This is a genomic window from Roseiflexus sp. RS-1 (assembly GCF_000016665.1).
Lineage (GTDB): Bacteria > Chloroflexota > Chloroflexia > Chloroflexales > Roseiflexaceae > Roseiflexus.
This window is the reverse complement of sequence record NC_009523.1, coordinates 5,356,426-5,380,331: the sequence shown is the minus strand read 5'-3', so window position 1 is coordinate 5,380,331 and position 23,906 is coordinate 5,356,426. Positions and strand designations below refer to the sequence as shown.

General features: G+C 60.1%; 21 protein-coding genes. 12 read left to right on the top strand and 9 right to left on the bottom strand.

The genetic code is table 11. From position 1 onward, the window contains the following. The first annotated feature begins 17 nt into the window (after nucleotides 1-17). Entirely contained in the window at nucleotides 18-767 is a 750-nt protein-coding gene (locus ROSERS_RS22130) for a carboxypeptidase-like regulatory domain-containing protein (protein WP_011958969.1), read from the top strand. Nucleotides 768-778: 11 nt separating this feature from the next. Continuing rightward, a complete protein-coding gene (locus ROSERS_RS22125) occupies nucleotides 779-2,599 on the top strand; it encodes a potassium channel family protein (protein WP_011958968.1) in 1,821 nt (606 codons plus the stop codon). Nucleotides 2,600-2,715: 116 nt separating this feature from the next. On the opposite strand, the gene ROSERS_RS22120 is transcribed toward ROSERS_RS22125, so the two are convergent. Both ROSERS_RS22120 and ROSERS_RS22115 read right to left on the bottom strand, forming a co-directional pair. Next, entirely contained in the window at nucleotides 2,716-3,552 is an 837-nt protein-coding gene (locus ROSERS_RS22120) for an NAD(+)/NADH kinase (RefSeq protein WP_011958967.1), read from the bottom strand. Continuing rightward, on the bottom strand, nucleotides 3,549-4,487 hold the full coding sequence (locus ROSERS_RS22115; protein WP_011958966.1) for a metalloenzyme: 939 nt from the start codon (nucleotides 4,485-4,487) through the stop codon (nucleotides 3,549-3,551). The genes ROSERS_RS22120 and ROSERS_RS22115 overlap by 4 nt, the downstream gene beginning before the upstream one ends. A 364-nt stretch (nucleotides 4,488-4,851) precedes the next feature. On the opposite strand from ROSERS_RS22115, the gene ROSERS_RS22110 reads away from it, so the two are divergent. Then, nucleotides 4,852-6,033, top strand: coding sequence for a 30S ribosomal protein S1 (locus tag ROSERS_RS22110; RefSeq protein ID WP_011958965.1), 1,182 nt, complete (start codon nucleotides 4,852-4,854; stop codon nucleotides 6,031-6,033). A 64-nt stretch (nucleotides 6,034-6,097) separates the two neighbouring features. Here ROSERS_RS22110 and gnd read toward each other — a convergent pair whose 3' ends face one another. Then, nucleotides 6,098-6,997 carry a phosphogluconate dehydrogenase (NAD(+)-dependent, decarboxylating) gene (gene gnd / locus ROSERS_RS22105; RefSeq protein ID WP_011958964.1) on the bottom strand — a complete coding sequence of 300 codons (900 nt, stop codon included), beginning with the start codon at nucleotides 6,995-6,997 and terminating at the stop codon, nucleotides 6,098-6,100. A 148-nt stretch (nucleotides 6,998-7,145) separates the two neighbouring features. On the opposite strand from gnd, the gene ROSERS_RS22100 reads away from it, so the two are divergent. Together ROSERS_RS22100 and ROSERS_RS25395 are read left to right on the top strand one after the other, a co-directional pair. Next, the gene (locus ROSERS_RS22100; RefSeq protein WP_041336047.1) at nucleotides 7,146-8,321 is read left to right on the top strand and encodes a diphosphomevalonate/mevalonate 3,5-bisphosphate decarboxylase family protein; all 1,176 of its coding nucleotides are present in this window, start codon (nucleotides 7,146-7,148) and stop codon (nucleotides 8,319-8,321) included. Nucleotides 8,322-8,354: 33 nt separating this feature from the next. Further along, a complete protein-coding gene (locus tag ROSERS_RS25395; protein WP_083763339.1) occupies nucleotides 8,355-8,981 on the top strand; it encodes a hypothetical protein in 627 nt (208 codons plus the stop codon). Here the strand turns inward: ROSERS_RS25395 and ROSERS_RS22095 are convergent. Both ROSERS_RS22095 and ROSERS_RS22090 read right to left on the bottom strand, forming a co-directional pair. Next, nucleotides 8,973-9,917 carry a DNA-methyltransferase gene (locus tag ROSERS_RS22095; RefSeq protein ID WP_011958962.1) on the bottom strand — a complete coding sequence of 315 codons (945 nt, stop codon included), beginning with the start codon at nucleotides 9,915-9,917 and terminating at the stop codon, nucleotides 8,973-8,975. The genes ROSERS_RS25395 and ROSERS_RS22095 overlap by 9 nt on opposite strands. Continuing rightward, entirely contained in the window at nucleotides 9,898-10,170 is a 273-nt protein-coding gene (locus ROSERS_RS22090) for a type II toxin-antitoxin system Phd/YefM family antitoxin (RefSeq protein ID WP_011958961.1), read from the bottom strand. The genes ROSERS_RS22095 and ROSERS_RS22090 overlap by 20 nt, the downstream gene beginning before the upstream one ends. A gap of 453 nt (nucleotides 10,171-10,623) precedes the next feature. Between ROSERS_RS22090 and ROSERS_RS22085 the strand changes: the two genes are divergently transcribed. Next, entirely contained in the window at nucleotides 10,624-11,751 is a 1,128-nt protein-coding gene (locus ROSERS_RS22085) for a class F sortase (RefSeq protein WP_011958960.1), read from the top strand. A 7-nt stretch (nucleotides 11,752-11,758) separates the two neighbouring features. Here the strand turns inward: ROSERS_RS22085 and ROSERS_RS22080 are convergent, their stop codons facing one another. Both ROSERS_RS22080 and ROSERS_RS22075 read right to left on the bottom strand, forming a co-directional pair. Beyond that, nucleotides 11,759-12,277, bottom strand: a complete 519-nt coding sequence (locus tag ROSERS_RS22080) for a Uma2 family endonuclease (RefSeq protein WP_011958959.1) — start codon at nucleotides 12,275-12,277, stop codon at nucleotides 11,759-11,761. A 22-nt stretch (nucleotides 12,278-12,299) separates the two neighbouring features. Continuing rightward, entirely contained in the window at nucleotides 12,300-13,292 is a 993-nt protein-coding gene (locus ROSERS_RS22075; protein ID WP_011958958.1) for a serine hydrolase domain-containing protein, read from the bottom strand. 40 nt (nucleotides 13,293-13,332) lie between these two features. Between ROSERS_RS22075 and ROSERS_RS22070 the strand changes: the two genes are divergently transcribed. From ROSERS_RS22070 to ROSERS_RS22050, 5 genes are all read left to right on the top strand, one after another. Then, nucleotides 13,333-13,764, top strand: a complete 432-nt coding sequence (locus tag ROSERS_RS22070; RefSeq protein WP_041334323.1) for a hypothetical protein — start codon at nucleotides 13,333-13,335, stop codon at nucleotides 13,762-13,764. Nucleotides 13,765-13,779: 15 nt separating this feature from the next. Continuing rightward, entirely contained in the window at nucleotides 13,780-14,643 is an 864-nt protein-coding gene (locus tag ROSERS_RS22065; protein ID WP_011958956.1) for an SAM-dependent methyltransferase, read from the top strand. A gap of 195 nt (nucleotides 14,644-14,838) precedes the next feature. Further along, a complete protein-coding gene (locus ROSERS_RS22060) occupies nucleotides 14,839-16,911 on the top strand; it encodes an Ig-like domain-containing protein (RefSeq protein ID WP_011958955.1) in 2,073 nt (690 codons plus the stop codon). A gap of 258 nt (nucleotides 16,912-17,169) precedes the next feature. Further along, nucleotides 17,170-18,099, top strand: coding sequence for a sensor histidine kinase (locus tag ROSERS_RS22055; RefSeq protein ID WP_011958954.1), 930 nt, complete (start codon nucleotides 17,170-17,172; stop codon nucleotides 18,097-18,099). Continuing rightward, nucleotides 18,096-18,776: a response regulator gene (locus ROSERS_RS22050; RefSeq protein WP_011958953.1), complete on the top strand. Its 681-nt coding sequence runs from the start codon at nucleotides 18,096-18,098 to the stop codon at nucleotides 18,774-18,776. The genes ROSERS_RS22055 and ROSERS_RS22050 overlap by 4 nt, the downstream gene beginning before the upstream one ends. 907 nt (nucleotides 18,777-19,683) lie before the next feature. Here the strand turns inward: ROSERS_RS22050 and ROSERS_RS22045 are convergent. Continuing rightward, complete coding sequence (locus ROSERS_RS22045; RefSeq protein WP_041334319.1) at nucleotides 19,684-20,262, bottom strand: IS630 family transposase; 579 nt, start codon at nucleotides 20,260-20,262, stop codon at nucleotides 19,684-19,686. After that, nucleotides 20,247-20,750, bottom strand: coding sequence for a helix-turn-helix domain-containing protein (locus ROSERS_RS22040; protein WP_041334316.1), 504 nt, complete (start codon nucleotides 20,748-20,750; stop codon nucleotides 20,247-20,249). The genes ROSERS_RS22045 and ROSERS_RS22040 overlap by 16 nt, the downstream gene beginning before the upstream one ends. A gap of 364 nt (nucleotides 20,751-21,114) precedes the next feature. Between ROSERS_RS22040 and ROSERS_RS24495 the strand changes: the two genes are divergently transcribed. After that, on the top strand, nucleotides 21,115-23,673 hold the full coding sequence (locus ROSERS_RS24495; protein WP_011958952.1) for a beta strand repeat-containing protein: 2,559 nt from the start codon (nucleotides 21,115-21,117) through the stop codon (nucleotides 23,671-23,673). The last annotated feature ends 233 nt before the right edge of the window (nucleotides 23,674-23,906 follow it).

Here is a 23,906-nt window from a genome sequence, read left to right as displayed (position 1 = left end):
CAAAAAGGAGTGTTCGTATGCGTCTTCGCCATGTTTCAACGTCGCTTATCGTCTGTGGCGTGATGCTGCTGATGGCTGGCATAAGCGCGCTTCTGCCGGGCGCGGCGTTCGCGCAGCAGGATCCATTGCCGGCGCCATCGCCACGACCGGCGGTGGAATTTACCGAACAGAGCAGTGGAGGAGGATCGGCGCCCAACCGGTCGGTGATCCCCGGTCACATTGGCGGAACGGTGATTGATGTCGTGAGCAGCGCGCCGGTTCCCGGTATGCCCGTTCGGATCGGAGATAACATTGTAACAACCGATCAGGACGGCAACTACGGCATCTGGGTATCGCCGGGAACCTATCTGGTCAATGTGGCGCCAGCGCCGGGTCAGGGTGACGTCGTTGACGGACCGATGACCGTTGTTGTCGAACCGGAAACGCCGGTTATCCAGCATCTGCGCGTTGCCCTGCCCGTCCGCCAGGCGCCAGCCGCCGAACCTGCGCCGGTGGTTGAAGCAGCGCCGGTCGAAGCGCCGCGTCGCCTGCCACGCACCAATGACGCTGCCGACGGCGCATGGTTGTGGGTATCATTTGGTATCATGTTGATTGGCGGCGGTATTGCGCTAAGCCTGCTGCCATCCGGCAGGCGCGCACTCGCAGCGCGGGCGGCAGAGGTTGCGCACCTGAGCAATCAGGCGCTGCTCCGCCGGTTGCTGCACGAACGTCCGACGCCGCACCGGGAGAAAGACGAAGAATTGCTCAGAAAACTCCTTGACTCGTAACTCATAACCACATGATCCGGAACAGTCTCAGAGCGCGCACCAGAGGTAAACCGTACATTGGTCGTCTGGTGCGCGCGAATGTGTATGATCTCTGGTTGCTGCTCAACGAGTCCTGGCTGGTCCTGATTGCATTCGTCCTGCTTGCCGCACTGACATCGAGTTACCTGGCATTCCTCTATCCCGAAACCGCCGAATCATCGCGTCCGCAAGGATTGCCGGAAGCGCTCTATGAAACGCTGACCTTGATGACTCTGCAGAGCGATCTGGCGTTTCCGCGCGGTGATCTGCTCGGCGAACTGATCTTCTTTCTGACGCCGCTCCTCGGTCTGGCGCTGATCTTTCAGAGTGTGTTGAACTTCGGGCGCCTGTTGCTCGACAAGGGAAGTCGTCGTGAAGCCTGGCAGGTGGCGCTGGCTTCGACCTACCGCAATCATGTGATTGTCTGTGGGCTTGGGCGCGTCGGGCTGCGCATTGTCACGCAGTTGCACGCTGCCGGGTACGAGGCAGTTGTGATCGAGCGCGACTGGAACAGCGAGTTTGTGCAGCGCGTGCTCAACCTGGGCGTCCCGATTGTGCTGGGCGATGCCCGCGAACCAACGGTGCTGCGCCAGGCAGGTATCAGATATGCGCGCGCGGTCGTTGCGACGATTAATGATGACTTGCTGAATGTGGAAATTGCCCTGGGGGCACGCGCTGTTCAGCCGGGCATTCGGGTGGTGCTGCGCGTGTTCAACGAGGAACTGGATCGCAATCTGGAACGCACGCTCGGACCGAACAGTGCGTTTAGCGTCTCACTGGTTGCCGCCCTTACCTGTGCCGCTGCCGCAGTCAGCCGCGATATTGATTATGCGCTGACTACTGGCAGTTATCAATTGGGGGTTGCGCAGATTGTGGTTCAACAGGACAGTGAGATTGCCGGCTTCATCCGCGCCGTCGAGTCAGCATATCACGTCCGTATCGTGTATCAGGTCAGTCAGGAAGGTCGACCCAAGCTGTACAGCTCGCTCAACCGGTTGAGCGCTGGCGACCGGATAACGGTCATCGGAACCCTCGAACGGATCGAGGAGATGCGGCAGCGCAATGTGGCATTCAGCAAAGCAGCGTTTCTCACGCCAGGAAAACTGGTGCGCCCCACCGAACAGTACAATACGGTTATCGTTTGCGGATTAGGGAAGGTCGGGTTTCGGGTGGTCAACCAGTTGCACAAACTGAACCCGCGCCCACGGATCGTTGTTGTGCGCCTGGGGAATGATCGCCCGGAATTCGTCCAGCAGATCGGTCAACTCGAAGGGGTCGCCGACGTGATCGGCGATGCGCGCAACGTCGAGGTTTTATGCCGCGCCGGTCTCAATGAAGCCTATTCCGTCGCGGCAATGACTTCCGATGACCTGCAGAATGTGCAAATTGCACTCGCAGCCCGGCGTTATCGCCCCGATATCCACATCGTTCTGCGCACCTTCAGCGACGTGCTGGCAGAACGTCTGGTTGAGATTTTTGGCATTCATACGACCTACAGCACCTCGGCGCTGGCGGCGCCGACAATGGCAGCGGCGGCGCTTGTGGGGAATGTCCGCCAGGCGTTCTTTATCGACGGGCGCCTGGTAGCCACCGATGAAATCCGGTTGTGCGATGGACACCCCCTGATCGGCGTGCGCATCGACGATCTGCGCGAACGGGAATCGGCGCTTGTGATCGACGTGCAACGTAACGGTGAGAACCTTCTGCTGCCCGACCTCGATCTGTGTCTGGCTTCCGGCGATCACGTCACCCTTCTGGCGCCGATCGAGAGTATTCAACGGATACGGAACCGGGGGATGAGGACTGGGAATTGATGGAGGGCGCAACGCCGTTGCGCCCTACTGCGCCATCGCCCCGCTGCCCCTGTACGGACGCAGCGGCGCTGCCTCCCTACTGCGCCCCCGCAGCGTGCTGCGCCCCCATAGCGCCCCTATTCCCGCCGCAGGCGCTGCATCATACGCGCATAGAAGGTGCTCTGCGGATAAACGCGCGCAAAGGTGCAACAACGCTGCGAACGTTGAACAATCACCCGATCCCCCTCGTGCAGGGCAATATGATCGTGCCCATCGGCGGAGAAGCCCGCCGGGTGACGACTCTGCAACGTCAGGGTCACAACCGCATCCTCGTGGAGCACCAGCGAAGGAACATTCGTCAGGTGAGCGGCGACCGGCACAAGCACGAGGGCGGTTGAGCGCGGATCGATGATCGGACCGCCAGCCGCCAGCGCATACGCGGTCGATCCAGTCGCACTGGCAACGATGACCCCATCGGCGTGGTATGTTGTCAGGCGCGCATCGTAGATCTCAACATCGACGAGCACTGTGCGATTAATGTCGCCGCGCGCCACAATAATCTCGTTCAGTGCGAGGATCGGCGCGACGGTGATACCATCGGCGCGCTGAACGGTCGCCTCCACCAGGGTGCGCGAATCGAGCCAGAAACGCCCCGCCAGCATATCTTCAAGCCCTTGATAGAGGGTGGAAGGTTCCAGTTCCGCCATAAAGTTGAGGCGCCCCAGCGCCACCGGCAGCACCGGCACTCCGCTGGGAATGGCGAGACGCGCAGCGCGCAGCACGGTGCCATCGCCTCCAAGCGCCAGCACCAGATCGGTATGATCCACAGCGTGCTGTGCGCGCCCCTCGTGCGACACGCCCCGCCACACCTGGATCGAATGCGCGGTGAGCCAGCCAGCAATCTCATCGGAAAGACGCAGCGATTCTTCCGAATACGGATTGAAGATGATCGCCACCCGTTTAATAGGTTTCACGCGAGAGACTCCTGCGCCGCAGCAACAACGGCGTCGGCAACCTGAACAATACTGATAAGGTGTTCAAAACGTGAGGTATCGCGCCCAATCACCAGCAATGGCGTTGGGTTGCACGTATGCGTTTTCGCCGTCAGACTTTCGATATTTCCATGATCGCTGGTAAGGAGCAGCGTATCACCCGAACGCATCGTGTCGAGTACTCCGGCGATCAATCCATCCACCCGCTCCATCGCCATATGGATCTGTTCCGCCACTGCAGGTGGAGGTTGATCGGAAGAAGCCATGTGCGCCAATCGCCCGTGACCCGCAAGGTCGGTAATGAACGTCTCGAAGAACACGAGATCGTAGTGTGCAGCAAGACGCGCCAGACGCGCGCCGGCAGCGCGTGCAGAGATAATCGGCGCATCACCGCCGCTGGCGCGGATCGTTTCGCCGGTAATATCCCATGTCAGCGCGCTGCCGGCGCGCAGGTCGGTGTCGTTGCGAAAACGCACGCCTGCGCCTTCCGCCGCGATCACACTGGCAGAGCGTCGCAGGCGTCGCGCTGCCAGCGCCTCCCAGTAACGCACACCAAATGCGTTGGCGAACGCAACCCGCCTGCCACCCTCGGTGAGACGACGAAAGATGCTGTGTTCCATCAGCAGTGGTCGCAGCGCTACAGGCGGAACATGTGGTTGATGACGACCGTGGATCGCTGCCACATTCACGCCGGTCAGCAACGCCGTCTGCCCGGTGCCGCTCTGCGGCAACCCCGCGACGCCCATCGTCGCATCGACTGGGCGCAGCAGTACACCGGACGAAGCGCCAACACGCTCGATGGTGAATGCACCGTTGAGCAGTGAACGAATGGCAGGAGTCGGCGCATCCGAAAGTGGATTATCCGGGCCTTCCGGCGCCAGACCTACTCCGTCAACAAACAGAAACAGAATGCTCACAACCCGACTTCGAGACAAGAGAAGAAGATCTGTACAGGCAGTATAGAGCAACCTGAAGCAGGACGCAAACTTGACAGTCAGAGCGTCGCCGTGTATACTTTGCCTCTCGTAAATGAACATATCCGCACAGGCTCACCTCCCATACCTCGCTGGAGTAGCCGGGCAATCAGGAGCAGGCCAGAGCGGAGCCTTCGTGGGCGCCGTCCAGAGCGACGCCGTGATGTGGCGTCAGGTGTCGCGCATCCAGCGCGACACCGTTCGTGTCTGCCTGGAATCGCCCTCCCGCCTCGACGAAGGTTGTGTTACTGGCGCCATTGTGCACAGGCGGGCAATGGCTGACACTATCATGTCTGGAGGTCACTGCATGAGCGCAGTACCCGACAATGCCGTCCAGGAAACAGAAGATTTCGATTGGACGCAGATGCTCGACGACTACGATTACGCGCGTCCGCAGCGCGGCGAGGTGCGCGAAGGGGTCGTCATGAAGATCGAAGAAAGCGGTATTCTGGTTTCAATTGGCACCAAACGCGAAGGCATCATCCCAATCGCCGATGTGCGCGCTACCGGTGATGAGGTGCTGAGCAATCTGAAAGTGGGCGACCGGATCCAGGTGTATGTGCAGGACCCGGAAAATCGCCAGGGCGACCTGGTGCTGTCGCTGACGATGGTACAGGTCGCGCGCGATTGGGAAGAAGCAGCCCGCCTGAGCGCCGAGGGCGGCATTGTGCAGGGCCAGGTAATTGGCTACAACAAGGGTGGCTTGCTGGTGCAGTTCAATCGCATTCGCGGGTTCGTGCCGGCTTCGCAGGTGGCGCAACTCCACGGGCGTACTGCCGCTGAGGAGCGGCAGCAGGCGTTGCAGCGCATGGTCGGGCAAACGATCCCGCTCAAGGTGATCGAAGTCGACCGTGACCGTAACCGACTGGTGCTTTCAGAACGCAGCGCAACCCAGGAGTGGCGCAAGGCGCAGAAGCAGCGTTTGCTGACCGAACTTCAGCCTGGCGATATTCTGACCGGTCGCGTCAATCAATTGACGAACTTCGGCGCGTTTATCGACCTGGGGGGCGCCGATGGTCTGGCGCATATTTCTGAACTCTCCTGGCAGCGCGTCAACCATCCGCGCGAGGTGCTGTCGCCAGGTCAGGAAGTGCGGGTGATGGTCGTGGAGATCGATGCAGAACGCGAGCGGATCGGTCTCAGCCTGCGCCGCCTCCAGCCCAATCCCTGGGATACGATTGACCAGCGCTATTCGCTCGGTCAACTGGTCAGCGGTCCGGTGACGAATGTTGCACCGTTTGGCGCATTTGTGCAGATTGAAGAGGCGGTCGAGGGATTGATCCACGCGAGCGAGCTCGACGCCGATCCACAGGCGCAACCCCGCGATCTGTTGCAGCCGGGTCAGATCATTACGGCGCGCATTATCAGCCTCGACAAGCAGCGCCAGCGCATGGGGCTGAGCCTGCGTCACAACGGCGCCGATGAGTCGGGGGCAACCGAAACGCCCGAAACGCCTGCGCCGGTCGAGGAAACCAGCGTCGAGAACTGAAGTCGTCTGTCAAAAACGTTGCAAACATCCGGTAGACACGGGTCTACCGGATGTTTGTCTTCAATCACGCCGGTTTGACGGGATGCCCGCCAAACCCTTTGCGTAACGCGGCAAGCACCTTTGCCGCAAATGATTCCGGTCGGCGCGAGTGAAACCGCTCAAAGAGCGACAGGGTGATCACCGGTGCAGGAACATCGAGTTCGATAGCGGTCTGGATCGTCCAGCGCCCTTCGCCGCTGTCTTCCACATACCCCTGGATGCTCTCAAGATGCGGGTCCTGCCGAAAGGCATCTTCCGCCAACTCCAATAACCACGACCGCACCACGCTGCCATGGTTCCAGACAGCGGCAATCTTGTGGAGATCGAGATCGAACCCGGTTTTGGAGCGCAAGATCTCGAACCCTTCGGCATATGCCTGCATCATGCCGTACTCGACGCCGTTGTGCACCATTTTCACAAAATGACCGCTGCCGACCGGTCCGCAGTGGAGATAACCATCTTCCGGTGCAAGTGTGCGGAATGCCGGTTCAAGCCGCGCAACCACGTCTGCATCGCCGCCGACCATCAGGCAGTAACCGAGTTCCAGCCCCCAGATGCCGCCGGACGTTCCCTGATCGACATAGTGAATGCCGCGCTGTTTGAGCTCATCCGCGCGACGCAGATCATCCTTGTACATCGTGTTGCCAGCGTCAACAATCGTGTCGCCCGGCGTCATAAGGTCTGCAAGTGCAGCAATCGCGCGTTCGGTCACGTCGCCGGCCGGCAGCATCACCCACACCGCGCGCGGCGGCGCCAGCGCAGCGATCAGTTCTTCGAGGGTATACGCAGGAACAGCGCCGACGGCGGCAAGTTCGTCGATCGGTCCGCGACTGCGATTGTGAACGACGACGCGGTGACCGCCGCGCAGCCAGCGGCGCGCCATATTCGCGCCCATACGTCCAAGACCGGTGATACCGATGTCCATACCTCTTCTCCCCAGGATTTGTAGAAGCAATCGAAAGCCCGTCAATCATACGCGACCACAGGCAACGTGGCAAGACGCGGCTCGCCTTGCGTTGCAGGAGGTATGGTATAGTACCGCTGCGACCGCATTCAGGAAAGGAACTGTGACGTTGGCAACGACCGTCCCCGTTTCATATGTCGATCTGATCGAGCCGATGGCTTCCGCCGATGCCGAACTCCGTGCAGCGCTGCGCGCTCATGGGCTGAGGTGGGAAGCCTACCCGGATCTGACAGGGGCTGCGCGCGTGCGTGGCGTGGCAGCCGCGCTCGCCTACCCGATGCAGGGGGTCTTGAAATACCACGGACTGAGCGACTGGAAGTATCGCATCGCCTTCCTGCCGAGCATCTCGCTCTGCAACGACGCAGGGCATACCCTGACGCTGGTTGAGTTCGATCCCGATCTGCCGGACGACAGCGCAACCATCAATGGTCAACCGGCGCGTGGGCGTGAACTCGAACGGGTGCAGCAGAGTCTCGACGCGATCCGCGCCGTATCCGGCGCGACCGTGCACGCCCGTGTGACGTCACGCAATGTCACCCGCGGAACACGCTTCGGAAAAGGGCTTGGGTCGAGCGCGTCGGCGTCAGCGGCGCTGGCGCTGGCAGCAATCGCCGCCCTGTACGGCGAGGAGGCGGCATCCAACCGTCGCCTGGTCAGTTGCATGGCGCGACTGCTGGCGGGTTCCGGCTGTCGCAGTGCAGCTGGCGGATGTTCCATCTGGCTGTCGTACCCTGGCATCGCGCACGAAGAGAGTTTTGCCGTGCGCCTCGATGATGCCGGGCAACTCGATGATGTGCGCCTGATCACTGTACCGATCGATTCGCGCATCGGACTGAAGACCGAACAGGCGCATATGGACGCGCCTGCGAGCGCGCTGTTCCGCTGCTGGATGCTCAACCGTCGTGACGAGGCGCTGGCGTGCATCGCGGCGGCGCGTGCAGGCGACTGGCGCACCCTTGGGCAATGGGCGGAACTGGACAGCATGCGACTGCACGGCATCACCATGTCGGGGAGTCTGGAGAACAAACTGATTGGCTGGGAACCGGAGAATATTGCACTGTTTCGCATGTGCAACGATCTGCGCAGCGGTGGCGTCCCCGTCTACTGCTCGACCGACACCGGTCCGACAGCGGTGTTCATCACTCACCGCGACTATGAGGAGGCGGTCGTCGCAGCCATCGAGGCGACCGGTCTTGGACTGGAAACGATCCGTGGACGGATCGCCGGTCCGGCGCGCCTGGTCGATGTCGCCTGGGCGCAGGGAGCGTTGGGGGTTGAAGGGTGAACATCTCGTGCGAAAAAGGGGAGAAAGTAAGCAATGGGTGGCACGAACGAAAAAGAGGCATGCACACCTGAACCGGTAAACCCAGCGTGCTTTAATTCAAAATGTAGCCTTCCCTATAGCTTAGAAATCGAACATATTCGTCAATCCATGGAAGATTTCATACACTTTCTAGGCGTCATAAACAGACAGCTTAATTCGGAAGGAATGCCCAGAATCGAGACATTTCTGATGGCTGCCAGCTTTAGTAGCATCGTTGGAGAGTTCATAGCTTCCAGAATCCCCAAATACTGCCCAACTCTGGTAAAGAATCGATACCATAACGGACATCCTGATCTCATTCCTAAGGGTATGTTTTCCGATGACGCGGTACAGTATACGAACGAAGGCATTGAAGTCAAAGCCTCAAGATACACAAGCGGCTGGCAGGGACATAACCCGGAACCCGTCTGGTTGATGGTGTTCCACTTTGATAGCAATACACCCGGTGATGCGTCTCCCAGACCATTCTGCTTCAAGGGCGTTTATTCCGCAAAGCTGGATAAAAATGACTGGTCCTTCTCCGGCCGCTCAGGAACCAGTCGTCGAACAATAACAGCAAGCGTCACACGAGAGGGTGTAAAGAAAATGAAAGAAAACTGGATATACAAAGTATCATGCTAACTGGAGCAGTAACTGTGTCCCTTCACTATCCAGCGAGGAAAGAGCAGGAATAGATTGCAGGCTCATCAAGAAATACTCCCTGTACTGTTCGACACCGAGAGCGGAATATCCCACTGCTTCAGCCGCAGCGACGGTGGAACCAGAACCCATGAATGGATCGAGCACGATCCCTTCACCGAGGGGGAGCGAAGCATACACTATCTGGCGAAGAAACGATTGTGGTTTGAGACTCGGATGATCTGCGATGTACCGTTCTTTTTGCGGGGTACGTTCACTCTCAATCACATCCTCAAAAGGATTCCCATCGGGTTTCCTTCGTAAGCCGCCGGTCTGGAATGTGCGCAAACACTCGCCGATGGTCATTCCTTTTGGGACAGGTTTGCGGAAGATGCCCCACGGTTCATAGCAACCGCGTGGCATGGAACAAACACCTGGAAATTCATCTTCCGCATTTTTTGGTCTGTCACCACCCCGAAGCGTGCGTACAAGTCGGATGACCTGCCCGCGAAACTCCAGACCGGCTCGTACAATGGATGCAAAGACGATTTGTGAAAGGAAAACGTTTGATGCAAGAAAGAGATGAGCGCCTGGTCGTAAAATCTGCATGGCGAGTTTTGCCCATTCATAGAAATACTGCTCGATTCGCTCTCTTTCCTTTGAATTGAGCGCAGTAAACCTCGGCAGAGGGGAGCGCACATGACCATCGAAAGACGGAGGAATGCGCCAGATTCCTCCATGACCGTTTGAACGCTTCTCCAGTTGCTCAGAGTCATATTCTTTCACGCCATATGGCGGGTCTGTAACAATCGCATGGATGCTCTCAGTCGGAATCCGGCTCATCCATTCGAAACAATCGGCGTGGATCACGAGCGACGTTTGGAAAGAATGAGACTCATAGTCAAGAGCATAGCGTTGCTTAAGCAGGTCGATGTTCATGGGTATTCCCCTGTTCATCAACAGTTTCGCCGAGCCGGTAGACTGGAGCGATTTCTCGAAGCAGACGCCCTACTGCTGATCGTTCGTGATCATCAGCGGCGAGTAATCGTTCAAAATCCGATAAACTCAGGAGTATGACCTGTGACGAACCTCGACGTTTGATCACGTAGCGCGAGTCGTTTTGTATCACGTCATCAAGAATGCGACCGAAGTTATTCTGGGCAATAGTGGAAGAGATGGTTTTTGTCGCCATTTTCTCTTTCCTTACTAAGACAGGTTGTTCAAATTGGATAAATTGTATAACAAAACCACCATCTTGTCAAGAGTGTTGCAAACTCAACACACCGCACGGGAAACGTCAACCGGTCAGATCTGCCCATTCATGAGGTGAACTCCGCGCGCTCAACGCTGTTCGCCCGCCAGATTCTGGGGTATGATTGAGACAGAGTGATCTTTCCGACTGACGGGAGATTGCCCCAACGCAGGTGCAGATCGTAACGTCGATATGCCTGTGGACGTATGACAGACTTCGCCGCAAAAACGCACCGCTGAGACGCTGAGCGCGCAGAGAACGCCAAAAACGAAACGTGGTTCGATGCGTAGTGAAGCACACGTCTGAGCCAGACAATGGATTTCCTCTGCGAACACTGCGCCTCTGCGGTGACACACCCTTTTTGCGGTGGACGTATGACAGGAAACAAAAGGTATGCCCGCAACACTTTCACGCTTCCTGATCGCCACAGCAATCTGCGTGTGGCTGGCGGCGCCGCATGGTGCGTTTGCACAGCGCGGCGAGCGTTGCTTCGCTGAGACGGGGTACTGCATCAGTGGTCGCATCCGCGAGTTCTGGGAACAGAACGGCGGGCTGCGCGTCTTCGGGTATCCGATCACACCGCTGCAAAGTGAAACCATTGAAGGGCGCTCGCTTCAGGTGCAGTGGTTCGAACGCGCCCGGCTCGAACTGCATCCGACGAATCAGCGACCCTACGATGTGCAGCTGGGGCGACTCGGCGCGGAACTGCTGGCGCGCGGCGATCGCGGCGGAACGCCGGTCAATGTCGCCACGTCGGGTGAGTGTCGCCTCTTCCCGCAGACCGGCATCAGCGCCTGTGGACCGATTCTGGCGGCATGGCGCTCCGCCGGTCTGCAACTCGACAGTCAACCTGGCGTGAGCGAGGCGGAGAGTCTGGCGCTCTTCGGCGTGCCGTTGACCGAAGCGCGCCTGGAGACGTTCGCCGATGGAAAGACCTACCTGGTGCAGTGGTTCGAACGTGGACGATTCGAGGTGCATCCCGACAATCCCCCGCCCGCAAACGTGCTACTTGGATTGCTCGGACGCGAGTATGGTCCGGTGGCGCGTGCGCCTGAAGCGACAACTGCGGTGCGATCAGCGCCAGCGCGCATCGTCGCCCGCGAGATCGGGATGGACGCCCGGATTGTCCCGGTTGGACTGGATGCGCAGGGGATGCCCGTTGTGCCGGATCACGATGTGGGCTGGTATAACCGCAGCGCCTTGCCTGGTCAGGGTGAGAATGTGGTGCTGTGGGGACACGTGCTGCGTTTCAGCTACGCGCCGCGCATCCCCGCTCCCTTCGCCCGGCTGAAAGACCTGCGCACCGGCGCACGCCTGACGGTGTACGACTCGAACGGAACCGCCTTCGATTATGTGGTAACGCGCCAGGTCTGGGTGCGCCCGACGGAAGTGGAATGGATGCTGCCGCAGGGGAGCGAACGCCTCACCCTCATTTCGTGCATTGGTGATAAAGTAATCGTTGGGCGCGAAGTGATCGATATGAGTCATCGCCTGATCACGATTGCGGAACCGGCGCGCTGAGACGCACTCAGATGGTCACCTGACAACCGCAGTGCAACTCAGCAGTATAGTGCCACGGATGGGTGACAGGCGAGCGACCGTGACTGAAGTGGCGCACCCAGCGCTCGCGCGGCTCGACGATCAGGACGTCTTTAACGCCTTGCGACAGATACCAGGGCGGATTGATGCTCAGATCTTGTTCTGTATAGCCAGGACTGACGATCTCGATCACCGCTTCAGGCACGCATTCCCACGCTTCATCGATGTTGGGCGGTTCGATGCAGAAGATGGCAATATCGGGGCGGCGATACGACCCGTCGGGGAAGATCAGCGAAACGTCCGCGAGATGATAACATCTGCATGCTTCCGCCCGCCCGGCAACCGGAACGATCATCGCACGAATGCGATCAATGACCTTCTGATGCCGCACACCGGGAAGCAGACGCCAGGTTGGTACGCCGCCGGTTATTTCCAGCTTAATCCGCTGTTCACGCACCAGTCTCTCAAGCAGGTAACCTGGATCAGTCGCCGGAGTTGTCTGCGCCATCGTGGTCTCCACATATGTTATCTTACTGAGCAGCCTCTACCAGCGCCCACGCGATGGGCAGCGGTTCCGCCTCGCTGCGATTCGCCAGAACGATCGCCGTGCAGCGGCGGTCGAGCAGGCGCACCATGGCGGTGCGAAAGCCAATCGTCTCGCCGGTATGACAGGCGGCGCGTTCACTGCGGATGTTCGTCAGAAACCAGCCGTAGCCGTAGTGATCACCGGAAGGCGTGGCGACATGGGGCGTGAACATGGCGGTACGCCATGTTTCAGGAAGAAGCGTGTCGCTGGCAAGCGCCGCATCCCAGCGTTCGAGATCGATGATCGAACTGTAGACGCCGCCATCGCCCTGGGTGGCGCTCGTCTGATTCTGGTCGGTGCGCACGAAGACTCCGTCATGCAGCGAATAGCCCCAGGCGCGCCGGGGAATGACGCTTCCTTCTCCCTGATAGACGGCGGAGAAGTGCATGCCAGCCGGTGTGAATACCTGCTCCTGCAGAAACGCCGCAAAGGGTTGGGCAGCGACCCGTTCAATGATCAGAGCGAGCAGGCAGTAGCCGGTGTTACTGTAGCGAAAGGCGGCGCCTGGCGCCGCATAGCTGCGTTCGACACGTTGCACCAGGTCGAGAACATCACGGTCACACAGTTGTGTGGCGACATCCGGTTCAATCAGTTCCTCATAATCAACCAGCCCGGATGTATGGGTCAGCAGATGATGGATGCTGATCTGACGCCAGAATGCAGGCGGGCGCTCAAAAAAGGATGCTATCGGCATATCGAGCGTGAGCGCGCCATGCGCTGCCAACCGCAGGATAGCAACCGCCGTGAACTGCTTCGTCAACGATGCCAGGCGAAAGTTTGTGGCAATGGTGACTGCCGCACTGCGCTCCAGGTCCGCCATTCCCAGCGAGCGGGCATAGACGGCATTGCCATCGACCAGCAGTAGTACGCTTATACCGGGAACATTCCCATCGAACGGACGCAACAGGTTGTCGGCAGGGTGCGTGTCTGGTATCATCAGCGTGCTCCTGGTTCAACGACGATGATCATTGTACCGTATGCAACGCCTCAGATACAATCCATTCCTGCCTGGTCGCATACTTCCTGCCTGGCGGCAAGTGCGCGGGGCGCTGGTTCTCGCAGGTATCGGGTTTGCAGCGACAGCATGGTTCGCAGGAATGCCGTGGGTTGCGATCCTGATCGGCGGGAGCGGCACGGTGATCGGCGGCGCATACGGTTGGTGGCGATGGGCGACACGCCAGCGCCCCCCTGTGCGTCCGACGCTCTTCGTCGTCCGCCATCGCCACCATAGCATCCTGCGCCTCCTGCGCACAATGGAAGCTGATCTGAAGCGGGACATTGCCACCGTTGAAACGCTGATCCGGCAGGTTGACATGCCGGGCGCGCCAATGAACGCCGATCCGCCTGCTGAACCCGGCAGAACCGTGGACATCGGAAAAAAGGAAGTTGCTGATCGCCGCGTCACTTGAAGAGAGCACACATCGATGCAGTCACTTTCACCCTCCGAAGCGTCGATCCGCGCAGTCCGGCGCTATTACGAACAGAACACGCGCCTGTTTCGCGCCGCAGGGCTGGGCAACCGGTCGTATGCTGTGCATCGCGCGCTCTGGGACGCATCGGTGACGACATTCGATGCTGCATTGCAGCGGGTGAACGCGCTGGTGCTGGAGGAAGTGCAGGCATTTCTGGAAGCGTCGCCTCCCGTGCAATTGCACCTGATCGACCTTGGATGCGGTCTGGGCGGAACGCTGGCATACTGCGCGCGCGCGCTGCCGGAGGCGCGGATGGCAGGCGTGACCCTGAGTATGACGCAGGCGCGGATTGCGCGGCGGATTCTGCCGCGCGCGCGCGCGGCAGTGATCAGCGCTGATTTCCATGACCTCCCATGCGCGCCATGCTTTCACATTGCGGTCGCTATCGAGGCGTTCGCCCACTCGCACGATCCACAGCGCGTCCTGGAACAGGCGCACACAGCACTCGTTCCCGGCGGGCGCCTGATCATCTGCGACGATGTTGTTGCGCGCCCGCCTGCGTCGGAAGTGGAGGAACGCTGGCTGGCAGCATTCCGGGAAGGGTGGCGCGTCCCCGGAGTGCAACCGCTCGACGAGACCATTGCTGCGGCGCGCCGCGCCGGATTCGCGCTCCGTACAACCCGCGACCTGACCGGTGCGCTGCGACTGCACCGCCTTCCTCGGTTGCTGGCAGGCGCGGCGCGCGACCTCGTGCGCCTGGCAGGGCGAACTCACCCCTTCTTCCAGAGCCTCTCCGGCAGCCTGGCGCTGCAAGAGTGCCTGGCGCACGGGATCGTCGCGTATCGCCTGATGATCTTCGAGAGACTCGCACGATAGGCGATAGCACTTCTGGTTACGTTTTGGTTATACGCTGACGGATACTGAAAGCGAAACAGAACGGTCGATCCATTCTGACCCACCGCGTGTGTGGAACACTGTTACGAGATGCACCGCCTGTAGCGATGGCGTGCCATCTTTCCATATCGGCTGCTGTGCACCTGGAAACATGTGCATGAAGGAAGGTGTGCCGTGATGCACAACATTATTGCGCCCTGGCGTGCATTGATGGCGCTGATGCTCATCGGGATGCTTGCAATGAGCGCCATCCGACCAGTCTATGCTGCAAGCGGCGCCTGGTTTCTATCCGGCGATGGTGACTGGGATGTCAATTCGAACTGGAATCCAGGTCCTTTTCCCAACAATACGAACGACGACGCAACCTTTGGCGCTGTCAACACCGGTCCGGCAACCGTCACCATTCGGAATACCAACATTGCAACCCGCCAGATAACGTTCGACAGCGCGCAGCCGTATGCCGTCGTCAGCGCAGTCGGGCGCACTCTGACCACGCGCCAGATCAATGTCGCCAGTGGCACGCATACCATTGCCGCGCCGGTGCTGATTCCCAACAACCTCATTATCACTCCAACCGTCGGTACGCGCCTCACCCTCGCCCGAACTATCGACAATGCCTTTGGTCGCTCGCTGCGTCTGATCGGACCCGGATCGCTTGTCCTTTACCTGAGCGGCAACAACAACCCCGGCGGATTCATCCGCAGTGAGGCGGGCGCCGGTCGGTTCGATGTCTACGGCACAGGGAGATCGGCGGAGATTGTGTACAACGCCAGCGCCGCAGGAGGCACACTGGGGATCGGTGAAACGTTCGGCAGCGTTAGCAGCGGCACAGGCGCGCTCCTTACCATCGGCGGGTTGGTCCTCCAGTCGAATGTGACGATGGAATTCGATCTCAATGGACCTGTTCAGGGCGCAGTCAGCAATGGTTATGATACGCTGCGATTCGACCAGGACGGCGTCTCGCCTATTCCCAATCGTCACGTGCAGCTCAACAACGCTACATTGATCGTGCGTCTTGGTGCAGGGTATACGCCCGCCCCAGGCGACATGTTTACGCTGATTGAGCGCATTGGCGGAACTGGCGCCATCCTGGGGACATTCGCCAACCTGCCGGACGGCAGCGTATTGACAGTGGACGGGCTTCAATTCCTGCTCCGCTATGTCACGACCGGCGGCATAACCACCAGCGTGACGCTGACGCGCGTCGATCTGCCGCGCATCGATCCTGGCAGTGGCAATCGACAACAGGCAACTGTCGGCAGCGCCTTCGCCGCGCCGCTGGAGGTCGTTGTCGTTGGCGAGAATGGCAGCCCGGTCGAAGGAGTGCTCGTCACCTTCAGCGCGCCGGTTTCGGGTGCAAGCGCACTGTTTCCCGGCGGCAACACTGCCCTGACCGATGCGAATGGACGCGCCAGCGTGGTTGTGGCAGCCAATACGGTCGCCGGAACGTATCAGGTGACAGCAACGACCTCCCCCGCCACCACGACGCCAGCCGTCTTTACACTGACCAATCTGGCAGGCGCGCCGAATATGATTGCGGCGACCGGCGGCGCGACCCAAAGCGCCCCGGTGAACACCGCCTTTTCCGCGCCGCTGGAAGTGACCATTACCGATATCTACGGCAATCCGGCGCCAGGTGCAACCGTGACGTTCAGCGCACCCTCATCTGGAGCAGGTGCGACGTTTCCCGCTGGGACGACCGCGACGACCAACGCCGAAGGAAAAGCCAGCGTGACGGCAGTTGCCAATGATGTGGCGGGCGGTTATCAGGTGACGGCTGCCGTCGCCGGTGCGGCGACGCCAGCAGTGTTCAACCTGACCAACACGGGTGCACCGCGGTTGCGTGTGACCGTCGAAGCGGCGCCGCAGGCGATAGCCGGTACGTCATTCGCGTATCGGCTGCGTTACACGAACAACGGTCAGATCACTGCACCCGGAGCGACGCTGCGCATCGTTGCGCCCCAGGGAACAACGTTTTCTTCAACAGGAAGCGCACCCGGCTGGACGTGCGCCGACGGCGCGCCGGCTGGCGCTCTGTGCGCCTTGAGCGTGGCTCGTCCGCTTGCGCCCGGCGACTCAGGCGAGGCACAGTTCGCCGTGAAGGTGCAACCCAATCCTGGCGTTGCAACAATCACTATGTCGGTCGAAATCGTGCAGGGCGATGCCAATCTGTACGATCTCGCCGATGACACGGTAACCATCGAACGTACCATTGTGTATCAATTGTTACTGCCGCTCGTCGTGCGCTGAAATGCAAGAAATAGGAAAGATATGGACTCTTACAGCATAAAACATCCGGGTTAATAGCGATATTCTGTTGCGACCCTATTATTCTTGCAACTTGATGACAGTTCTACGAATATGCATAGTAAACGCAAAACTTACTATATACCCTCATAAACAATCAGTTTTTGACGACTTTTAGCAACCATTTCGCAATCATCGGTGCTGCATCGTGGCATTATGATAGAAGCGTAGTTTATTCGAGCACGACAATGCAGCACAACTATGACACACTTCATCCTGGAACACTCACAGCCTATTTCGCTTCCCCTTGATCGCGTGCGTCCGTCGGCGACGCGCCTTTCTCCCGAACAGCAGCGTCTGGAACGTGAGCGGTTGTTGGCACTGCTCGCCGAGCGTGAGGAAGAGATTCGTCTCCTGCGCAGCATGCTTGCTGAGGCGCGGCGCGCCGGGCAGCGCCAGATCGCCCGTGAACTGCACGATGGTGTGGCGCAGCACATTACTGCTGCATACCTGCATCTCCAATCCCTGAGCGACATCTACCGTCCGCGTTCGCCGGAGTCGCGCGAAGCGTTCGCGCGCGCCATTGAGTTGACCCGCCGCGCCGCCGATGAGGTTCGTCGGGTCATTACCGGATCGCCGCCAGCGCCGCTCGATGGGCGCTGCCTGGCAGAGGCTATCCGTGGCGAAGCGACGGCGTTGAGCCGTGACGGGTGGCAGGTGACGCTGCACATGTCCGACATCGGTTTCGTGCCGACGGATATCGAACTGGCGCTCTTTCGGATGACGCAGGAGGCGTTGCAGAACGTGCGCCGCCACGCGGGACGTTGTCGCGTGCGGCTCACCCTGGAGCGCGACGGCGCACAGGTGCGCCTCATGATCGCCGACAATGGGTGTGGTTTCGACCCGCAGCAGACTCCGGCGGCGCGCTTCGGTCTGGCAGGGATGCGGGAGCGCGTGGCGCTGCTGGGAGGCACGATCAATATCCAGAGTCGTCCCGGCGCCGGCACAACGATTGTCATAACGATACCGCTGGACGTTCAACTGCCGGATTCGGGTGACGCGACATCTCTGAAAATCGCGCTGCGGGAAAACGGCAAGTCGCGCACGCCAATCGACAGGATCAGCGCCGGAGCGCCCACCCCGAACATGGCGCGCTGCCAGAACAGCAGAGATAGAGGAGGAGCGTCGTGACGATCAACCCGATTGCTCCAGTCACGTCTTCGCCTGTGCGCGTGCTGATAGTAGACGATCACGAACTGGCGCGCGCCGGGATTGCGGCAGTGCTGATGCGCGAACCGGGCATCGAAGTTATCGGTGAGGCGGGCGACGGCGCCGCCGCACTTGATTTTGTGTCGCGCCATCCGGTAGACCTGGTGATGATGGATCTGCAGATGCCTGGGATGGACGGGATCGAGGCGACGCGGCGGATCAAGGCATTGTGCCCCGCCATTCGGGTGATTATGGTGACGGTGCAGGCAAAACCCGATGCGTTAATGGACGCGCTGCGCGCTGGCGTCGCCGGGTACCTGCTGAAGGACGCGAGTCGGCGCGAGATCATCGGCGCAGTGCGGCAGGTGCTGCGCGGCGACGCGTTCCTGAACCCCGATCTGGTTATGCAGACGCTGCGGCGTCTGGCAAGCGCCACACCCGATGATGAGCCGCCGGTCGAGCCGCTGACGGCGCGTGAGCAGCAGGTGCTCAAGTTGTTGATGCAGGGCAAAACCAACCGCGAGATTGCGCGTGAACTGATCATCAGTCCGGGGACGGTTAAAGTTCACGTGGAGCACATCATCGCCAAACTGGGCGTTTCGGATCGCACGCAGGCAGCGGTGCGCGCGCTGGAGTTGGGGTTGGTTTCGTTGTCGTGAAAGTCTCGGATGTCGGGCAAGCCCTACGGGCTGGATCAACCCAGGTCTCTCCGGCATATGGCAAGGATAACCGAAACGCCAGCCCCGCAGGGGCTTCCATGCGCTCAGGGAGGGCTTATGGAGATTGAGCATTTAATCCGCTATACCGAACTAGCCGTGGGGCTGAAGCCCTCGGCTATCTAAGGCAAAGCCCGCCTGCGCGGGCTCTACCGGATTATTTATTCAAAGACCATTAGCCCGCACGCGCGGGGTCCCGCCGCAGCGCGCGCGGACGCTGTACCGGCTGTTCATCTTGAGCCCGCGCGCGCGGAGTCCCGCCCGACGACGGACGATGTCGGGTGTCTTCTCTTACCGATCGCTATGCATGGCGGTCGCTGCGTAGGGCGCTCGATGGTGATTGCAGTCGTCCGAGGAGTGTTCGCCCTCGTCTGCCAGGTTCAACCTTTGTGAGAACTGCTATAATCCGGTACGCGCCTCTTGCTGTGGAGCTAATGAAATTAAGAATATAAACCAGTATTCGCCCCTTGCCGTCGGGCTAAAGCCCCCGGCTAGCCAGGGCGAAGCCCGCCTGCGCGGGCTATACCGGATTATTTATTCAAAGACCATCAGCCCACGCGAGGAATGTTCAACCTTGTCCGACAGGTTCAACCTCTTCGAGAACTGCTGGAATTGCCCAACAACCACGAGCCTTCGGACAGGTGGGGCGAAGCCTGCCTGTGCAGACCAGAGCGGAGAAATTGTTCAACAACCGTCATTTCGGTCGCCGCGTGCGAAGCGCGACGTTCATTGCGGTCATCCATGGGGTGTTCAGCCCTGTCCAACATCAACCTCTGTGAGCACTGCGACAAGCGCCCTCCCCTCCCACTGCTCCCGCCCTGTCATATCAAATCTGGTAAGATAGTGTGCATCACTGCTGGGGCCACCAGTGGTAGTTGGTCAGACCCTTGACGGTAGTCTGCTGAGTTGTCAGGTGCGCGCAGCGCGCCACGAGTACGGTCTGCAACGTGGCCAGGTCATCAAACGGGCGATTGACCACGGACTCGTGCAGCAACGGCCAGAGCCGCTCTGCCGGCTGTAATTCCGGGGTGTGAGCAGGGAGCAGGAAGAGGTGAAGCCCCTCCGGCACGTCCAGCTTGCCACTGGTATGCCATCCCGCGCCATCCAGCACCAGCACCACCTGCTTCTCTGCGCCCACGCCATGCGCCTGTGCAAACTCCCGCAGGGCTAGGCTCATCACATCGGTTCGAACCGTGGGCAGGATGAGCCGCCAATTACGACCGCTGACCGGATGGACAAAGCTGTAGGCGTACCACCACTCGTAGCGATGGTGATTGACGGCACGAGGGCGGCTGCCCCGCTTGACCCACACCCGCCGCACCATCGGCTTGAGCCCAATGCGACCTTCGTCCTGGCGCCAGACTTCAACCGTGGCCGTCGGCTGCGCGGCTTGCACCGCCGCCACTGCCGCGCTCAATTTTTTTTCCATGCTGCCTGCTCCGCTGCCGAAGCGACGTCCTGATGTTGGGGGCGAGGCTCGCGCCGCACGAAGCCCAGCTTCTGCAGGTAGGCCCAGCCGAGTTGCGGGTAGATGCGGCGACCAGTGCGCTCGGCAATCCAGGCGGACACGTTTGGGCCGGTCCAGAGGCCGCCATCGGGGGCTGGCCTGGCAATCGCCTGTTCCAGCTCCTGCTGCTGCTCCGGGGTGAGATAGGGTTCCCGACCACCAGGATGGAGCTGGTGCTGGTCAGCGACTGCGTCCGGCCCCTGCTCGTTGTAGCGCTTAAGAAAGGTCCGCACCCAGTTGCGATGGAAGCCGACGAGCTCGGACGCCTCGCCGATCGACTTGCCCGCGCTGAAGAGCCACAGCGCGTGCCAACGGCGAGCTTCTTTCGGGTTGTCGCAGGCGCGGTAGCGCTCCTTCAGCTCTTCTGCGCTCAAGTGCGGCGCCAGCGTGATCTTTGGGTAGCGTGCCATGCATACTATCATACCAGATTTGATATCATAGCGACGCGGTAGAGCGTTGCATGCCATTGGCAGTGCAACACTACAATCTGTTATACAAATGAGAAATTCAAGCGTTATTATGACAAGTTAACCGAAAAATAACCGAAAATGATATGATATGCTAAAAGGCAGTAAACGATAGTGGTCAGTTACGAGAAAGGAGTGAGCAGGAACGCCTGTCGTCACCAAAAAGCATCCGGCCGTGCTCGAAGGGCGGAAAGGATCAGGTTGGCACTGACGACACTGACGGCTTGCCGGTTCGGGGCATTCGACGCATCTACGCCGTTGTCATCAGCAATCGGAACGTCAGCAACCTACACTCAGGAGGAAGCGCATGTCCGCATCACTCAAATCGCCTGCCACGCTCTTCGTTCTTGGGGTCTTCCTGATCATGACCGCCGTTCTGCCAGCGCCCCGACCTGTCAGCGCCTCCAGCGTGCTCTACGCCGCGCCGACTGCGACCGGCAGCGCTGACTGTTCCTCGTGGGCGAACGCCTGCACCCTGCAAACGGCGTTGACGAACGCCACAAGCGGCAACCAGATATGGGTCCGGCAAGGCGTGCATCGTCCCGGCTCGAGCCAGACCGACACCTTCACCCTGAAGAACGGCGTGGCGGTCTACGGCGGCTTCGCCGGAACGGAGACATCGCTCGCCCAGCGCGACTGGCAGACCAACGTCACCGTCCTCAGCGGCGATATCAACCAGGACGACATCACTGACGCCAATGGCGTGGTGACCAGTACGGCGAATATCGCAGGCGTCAACGCCTATCATGTCGTCACCGGCGGCGGGACGAACAACACCGCTGTACTGGACGGCTTCACCATCACTGCCGGGAATGCCAACAGTCCTTCCCCCCCCGACGACGCTGGCGGCGGGATGTATAACAACAACAGCAGCCCGACGCTGCGCAATCTGATCTTCAGCGGCAATGCTGCCAACAGCGGCGGCGGGATGGCCAATTTTAACAGCAGCAACCCGACCCTGACCAATGTCACCTTCAGCGGTAATTCTGCTGACCTCGGTGGCGGGATGTATAACGAGAACAGCAGCAACCCGACCCTGACCAATGTCACCTTCAGCAGTAATACTGCGCAGTCTGGCGGCGGCATGTACAACTTTTATAGCAGTCCCACCCTGACCAATGTCACTTTCAGCGGCAATGCTGCACAGGCTGGCGGCGGGATGTTTAACAGTAACAGCAACCCGGTCCTGACCAATGTCACCTTCAGCGGCAATACTGCGTCAGGGATGGGCAGCAGCGGCGGCGGGATGTTCAACTACGACAACAGTAGTCCCACCCTGACCAACGTCACCTTCAGCAGTAATACTGCGCAGTCTGGCGGCGGGATGTACAACTTTTTTGATAGCAGTCCCACCCTGACCAATGTCATCTTCAGCGGCAATGCTGCACAGGCTGGCGGCGGGATGTTCAATGAGAACAGCAGCCCGATCCTGACGAACGTCATTTTCAGCGGCAATGCCGTAACAGTCAGCGGCGGCGGGATGGCCAATTTTAACGGCAGCAACCCGAACCTGATCAATGTCACCTTCAGCGGCAATACTGCCAGCTCCGGCGGCGGGATGGCCAATTTTAACGGCAGCAACCCGACTCTGACCAACGTTATTATCTGGAACAGCGTCGGAGGCAGTATCATCAATAGCTCCAGCACTCCTGACGTCACCTACAGCAACATTCAGGGCGGCTACTCCGGCACAACCAACATCAATGCCGATCCGTTCTTTGTGGACGCCGACGGTCCCGACAACATCGTGGGCACCCTCGACGACAACCTGCGCCTGCAATCTGGCTCACCCTCCATCGATACCGGAAACAACGCTGCCGTTCCCACGGGCGTCACGACCGACCTGGAGGGCAAGCCCCGCATTCAGAACGGAACGGTGGATATGGGTGCGTATGAATATGACAATACTCCTCCCACGGTGGTCTCTATCACCCGCGCCGACCCGAACCCGACTAATGCGGCGAGCGTGACCTTTGTCGTCACCTTCACCGAAGCGGTCACCGGCGTGGGCGTCGCCGACTTCGCCCTCACGCTTACCGGCGGCGTCAGCGGCGCGAGCGTCACCGGGGTGAGCGGGTCGGGCGCCGTCTACACCGTCACGGTGAGCACCGGAACCGGCGACGGCACGCTGCGGCTGGACATTCCGAACACCGCCACGATCACCGACCTGGCGGGCAACGCCCTGAGCGGGCTGCCGTTTACCGGCGGCCAGGTTTACACCGTGGACAAAACCGCGCCCGGTGTCACGATGACCTCAAGCGCGCCCAATCCGACCAACAGCGCGCCCATTCCGGTCACGGTCACCTTCAGCGAGCCGGTGACCGGCTTCACCGCAGGCGACATCGCCGTGAGCAACGGTTCGGTGAGCAACTTTGCGGGCGGCGGCGCATCCTACACCTTCGACCTGACCCCCGCCGCCAACGGACTGGTCACCGCCACGATTGCCGCGAACGTCGCCGTCGATGCAGCGGGCAACGGCAACACTGCCGCTTCGTTCAGTCGCACCTACGACACGACCGCGCCCGGCGTCGCGTCGATCACTCGCGCCGACCCGAACCCGACCAGTGCGGCAAGCGTGAACTTTATCGTGACCTTCACCGAAGCGGTCACCGGCGTGGGCGTCGCCGACTTCGCCCTCACGGTCACCGGCATCAGCGGCGCGAGCGTCACCGGGGTGAGCGGGTCGGGCGCTATCTACACCGTCACGGTGAGCACCGGAACCGGCGACGGCACGCTGCGACTGGACATTCCGACTGCCGCCACGATCACCGACCTGGCGGGCAATGCTCTGAGCGGGCTGCCGTACACCAGTGGCGAAACCTACCAGAAAGGCTATCGGGTATTTTTGCCGCTAATAGTAAGATAAGGAACGTGCCATCGTTCTGGCGCCCCATCGCAAGACGCTGAGCCCTGCAGGAGGGTGACAGAATATCTGGAACTCCCTGAAATAACAGGCGGATGGACGAGGGGAATAATGCCCTCGTCCATCTGCCTTCATCACATAACTCCGCCGCACGGCATAGGCGACAAATAGCCAACCGGCAGACGCGCCCTGGCAGTTGCTTCGCTACGATGAACTCAGCGCTGAAGATCGAGCGA